Annotated in this window: 5 protein-coding genes; 1 reads left to right on the top strand and 4 read right to left on the bottom strand. The window is 74.8% G+C overall.

What is annotated here, in order from left to right:
* Positions 1–59: 59 nt before the first annotated feature.
* From AA75_RS19980 to AA75_RS19965, 4 genes are all read right to left on the bottom strand, one after another.
* Positions 60–479: a hypothetical protein gene (locus AA75_RS19980; protein WP_033821487.1), complete on the bottom strand. Its 420-nt coding sequence runs from the start codon at positions 477–479 to the stop codon at positions 60–62.
* Positions 480–856: 377 nt separating this feature from the next.
* A complete protein-coding gene (locus AA75_RS19975) occupies positions 857–1,606 on the bottom strand; it encodes an SDR family NAD(P)-dependent oxidoreductase (RefSeq protein ID WP_033821486.1) in 750 nt (249 codons plus the stop codon).
* Between the two features lie 149 nt (positions 1,607–1,755).
* Entirely contained in the window at positions 1,756–2,745 is a 990-nt protein-coding gene (locus AA75_RS19970) for a sporulation-delaying protein SdpB family protein (RefSeq protein WP_051812836.1), read from the bottom strand.
* Positions 2,742–3,320, bottom strand: a complete 579-nt coding sequence (locus tag AA75_RS19965; protein WP_033821485.1) for a hypothetical protein — start codon at positions 3,318–3,320, stop codon at positions 2,742–2,744. Before AA75_RS19965 ends, AA75_RS19970 begins: the two co-directional genes overlap by 4 nt.
* 167 nt (positions 3,321–3,487) lie before the next feature.
* On the opposite strand from AA75_RS19965, the gene AA75_RS50960 reads away from it, so the two are divergent.
* Positions 3,488–4,307: AfsR/SARP family transcriptional regulator (locus tag AA75_RS50960; protein ID WP_199520368.1), on the top strand; the 820-nt coding region annotated here is incomplete at its 3' end.

Below are 4,307 nucleotides of genomic sequence, written 5' to 3'. Positions count from 1 at the left end.
GGACGGGTGGCTCCCGTCCGGCGCGCCGCGGCGACCTCGGTGACCTCGGTGACGACGGGTCAGCAGACGATGGTGATCGAGAACGGCCGGTCGCTGTCGACGGCCGCGCTGCCGGCACTGGACGGTGTCGCGGTGCGGATGAAGAGCGTGTTGGAGCTCACCTTGCCGACCAGGACGGACGAGCTGCCCGGGCCGGGGTCGCTGCCGCCGTTGGTGTTGACGGTGCCCAGCAGTGCGCACTCGCCCAGGTTGGCCGTGGTGGTGATGTTGTAGCGGCCGTTGCCGAAGTGGCTGACGCCGGTGACGCCGGAGCCGCCGAGCAGTGCCCCGGCGGCGCTGACCTTGGCCCAGGCCGTGGTGGTGGCCGTGCTGCCCGTCGGCGCCTGCGGAGCGGCGGACGCGGACGACACGGCGAGCGTGCCGCCGATCGCGAGCGCCACCGCGGCGGCCGCGAGAGCCGGTTTCCTGAATCCGTTCACGGTTGTCTCCCTGCCGAAGAAGGACTCGGTACGGGTGAACCCGCCCCGGGCAGGGGCTCACCGGGCAGAAGCCTTCCCTGTCACGGCCGGTTGCGGGAGAGCGCCTGGCACGGTCGCCCCAGGACGACGGACCGTCGGGGCCGGGCCCGTGCTCCCGATGGGGGATTTCTCCTCCCACTTTTTGACGCGTACGCATCATTTCAACGGGGGTGGGTAGGGCAGCCCGAACCCCTCCCCCGGGCCTGGCGGGCGCGGTGACGTGGCTGCGCGCACGCGCCGCGGGCCAGGTGCCGCCGATCAGGCCATGGGCCGCGGGCGGCCGCCGGTCCCCGCAGCGGTCACGGGAGGGCCGCTGCGGGGGTGCGCCGACGGGGGGGTCAGCCGCGGCCGAGCAGGGCGCCGCCGTTGATCTGGAGGATCTGGCCGGTGACGAACCCGGCCTCGGGCGAGGCGAGGTAGCCGGTCATGGCGGCGATCTCGGCTGCCTGCCCGGCCTTGCCGACCAGGGTCTGGGAGATCCGGGCCGCGTGGCCGGCCGGGGTCATCCGGTCGCCGAAGAACTCGGTGGCCTCGATGTAGCCGGGCGCGATGATGTTGGCGGTGATGCCCGCGGCGCCGAGCGCGGTGGCCTGTTCGGCGTTCCACGGGTGGAGCGCCGCCTTCGCGCCGCCGTACGTCCCCGGTCCGCGCAGGGCGGCGATCGAGGACAGCGTGACGATCCGGGCGCCCGGCCGGGTGAGCTGCGGGAGCAGCGCCTCGGTGAGCAGGACCGTCGGCAGGACGTTGCCCTCGAAGTTGGCCCGCCACTGCTCGGCGTACCCCGCCAGGGTGTCGGGCTGGTCGAGGCCGTAGAAGCCGCCGGCGTTGTTGACCAGGACGTCGACGGTGCGGCCGCCTTCGGCCAGTTGGGCGGCGACCTGTTCGACCTGCTGCGGGTCGCTGAGGTCGGCGGCCCGGTGGGTGAGCCGTTTGGCGTCGAGTTCCGCGTTGACCGCGTCGGCGGCCGCCGCGAGGGTCGCCTCTCGGCGGCCGAGGATCAGGACGTCGTCGCCGGCCTTGGCGAAGTGTTCGGCGATCGCCCGGCCGATGCCGCTGCCGCCACCGGATACCACTACGAGTCGGGACATCCCGGACTCTCCTTCCTAGCAGGGCCCGATCGAGGGGCACGGGTCCGAGGCCTGCTGCCGGTGCACGACCGGCTGTGAGGAGCCGGGCTGGGACACGATGGTGACGGTCGCCACCAGCGCGATGACCAACATCACGAGCCTGGTCGGGTTCATTCCGCTAATTCCCCTTGTATCCGCATCTGTTCACTGCTCCGGTCGAGTGTGGGTCGGACCGCCGCGCGAGCGGTCCTCGACCGGTCCTCAGTGTGCCCTCCGGTTACATCGGTTGTGCATCGGCGCTCCGCGGCGGCGGCCAGCACCAGTGCGATCATGGTCAGACCGAACCCGAACAGGCCCATCAGGGCGATGATTCCGGCGTGCAGCGCGACGGCTCCCGGGACGGCGGCCCGGCGGGCGCCGGCGGGCAGCAGCATGCCGGCGGCGAGGGCGAGTTCGAGGGCGATGACCGACCAGCCCAGCAGCCGCACCGACCAGCCGTGGCCGACCAGCGGGTCGGTCCACGGGCGCAGCGCCGCCGGGGCGCCCCAGTAGTGGCTGTGCAGGGTGTAGTACATCGCGGTGCCCTGGCGCCACACGGGGTCGAGCAGTTTGGAGAGGCCGGCCTGCCCGTAGATGATCAGGATCTGGGCGCGGAGCAGGAGATGGGCGGCGTAGCCGGCGCCGCGCCACTGCGGCGGGAGGGCGCCGGGGGTGCGCCGCCAGTGCCAGCGGCGGGTGTCGCCGAGCAGGATCACGGCCAGCAGCAGGGTGGCGATGCGGGCGGCCATGTCGCCGCCGTCGGCGAGGCCGGTGGCGGTGGTGAGGCTGAACGTGAGGTACCAGTGCGGCAGGCAGGTCCAGCGGGGCCGGTAGCCGGAGGCGATGACGGCGAGCCCGAGGGCGGCGACGGCCCGACGGGCCGTCATGGTGCCGTCGGCCGGGCCGAGACACCACAGGCCGAGTGCGCGGGAGCCGTCGCAGTACGGGGCGAGGGGGCCGTAGCCGCCGTGGGCGAAGAGCGCGGCGTCGGGGGTGCACAGCAGGGTGAGCAGTTGGGTGAGGGCGAGCAGGCTGCGGCCGGCCGCGATGCCGGGGCCGGGTGCGAAGCCGGCCAGGCCGGTGGCGAGCCGCCGGCCGAGCGCGGTGGACGGGGGTCTCATGGGCACTCCACCCGCAGGATCGCGGCGTCGTCGATCCGCCAGTGGCCGGCGTCGGGGGTGCCCCAGCGGGCCAGCGTCTCGCGGGTGAGGGCGATCGGCCCGCAGAGGGTGGGGTGGGCGGCGGGGTTGCGGACGGCCGACGCTGTGGGCGGTGTGGCCGTGGCGGGCAGCGGGGTGCAGTCGGCGAGGGTGGCGGCGTGGCACGGCTGCCAGGCGGTGGCCGGCAGGAGGTCGGCGAGGGCTTCGATCTCGCGGGCCTGGGTGCGGGGCGAGCGGTCGGGTCCCCAGCGGGTGGTGAGCGGGGCCTGCGGGGTGGTCAGGGCGGCGGTCCAGCCGGCCGGGCCGGCCCGGTAGGCGGCCAGCTCGGGGGCGTACTGGCCGTTGTCGAAGAGGTTCCAGCCCTGGGGCCACAGCAGCCAGGCCGCGTCGTGCGGGCGGGAGCCGGGGGCGGCGCCGCCGCTGCCGGGCGGGAGTTGGGCCAGCAGGGCGAGCAGCAGGACGGCCGTGAGCAGCGCGGCGGTCTGCCGGAACGCGCGTTCGGCGGTGGTCCGGGGGTCCTCCGGTCGGTGGTGCATGGGGTGGCGCGGTGCCTTCCGTCGGCCGGGTTGCTGCGGTGCCGTTGCGGTGTCGTTGCAGCGTGGTTGCCAACTGCTGGCGGGTTCACCGGAGTTCCGGATCAGTGTTATCGACTGCTGATATACATGCTTCCAGTTGTCCACCGCTACTCGAAGGACAGGGCCCCGTGAGCGACGAGGAGTGGGGAATCCAGCTGCTCGGCCCGCTCCGGGTCCAGGTCGGCGGACGGCCGTTGGACCTCAGCGGCCCGCGCCAGGAGAAAGTGCTGGCCGTCCTGGTCCTGGACGCCGACCGGGTCGTCCCGTTCGACACCCTGGTCGACGCCCTGTGGGACGACGCCCCGCCGGACACCGCCCGGCGCCAGGTGCACAACGCCATCGCGGCGCTGCGCCGCTGCCTCGGCCCGCTGCGCGACCTGATCGTCACCGACGGACGCGGCTACCGCGCCGACCTCTCCGGCGCCCCCGGCGGCCGCGAGCGGGTCGACGCCCACCGCTTCCTGCACCTGGTCCGCTCGGCCGACACGGCGCTCGCGGCCGGCCACCGGGCCGGGGCCGTCACCGCGCTCACCGACGGACTGGCCCGGTGGAACGGCCCGGCGCTGGCCGGACTCGACGGCCGCGCGGTACGGATCCTGGCGGGCCGCCTCGACGAGCAGCGCCTCACCGCCCTGGAGCGGCTGTTCGACCTGCGCCTGGACGAGGACGCGCCGGGATCGCTGGTCCCCGCGCTGGCCGAGCTGGTCGCCACCCACCCGCTGCGCGACCCGTTCCGCCGGCAGCTGATGCTGGCGCTCCACCGGGCCGGCCGGCAGGCCGACGCCCTCGAGGTGTACCAGCAGGGCCGCGCCCTGCTCGCCGCCGACCTGGGCCTGGACACCCGCGCCGAACTGCGCCTGCTGCACGAGCGGATCCTGCGCTGCGATCCCGCCCTGGACCGGCCCGCCACGGGACCCGGCGCACCGCCGCCCGCCCCCGCGACCGCCG

Origin of the sequence: Kitasatospora sp. MBT63 (assembly GCF_000710465.2) — a bacterium.
Classification (GTDB): Bacteria; Actinomycetota; Actinomycetes; order Streptomycetales; family Streptomycetaceae; genus Kitasatospora.
This window is presented reverse-complemented; position numbering and strand designations above follow the sequence as displayed.

What these genes read in the sequence shown, in the direction of transcription:
- AA75_RS19975 (WP_033821486.1), bottom strand. Translation starts at nt 1,606, where the DNA reads ATGTCCCGACTCGTAGTGGTATCCGGTGGCGGCAGCGGCATCGGCCGG.
- AA75_RS19970 (WP_051812836.1), bottom strand. Translation starts at nt 2,745, where the DNA reads ATGAGACCCCCGTCCACCGCGCTCGGCCGGCGGCTCGCCACCGGCCTG.
- AA75_RS19965 (WP_033821485.1), bottom strand. Translation starts at nt 3,320, where the DNA reads ATGCACCACCGACCGGAGGACCCCCGGACCACCGCCGAACGCGCGTTC.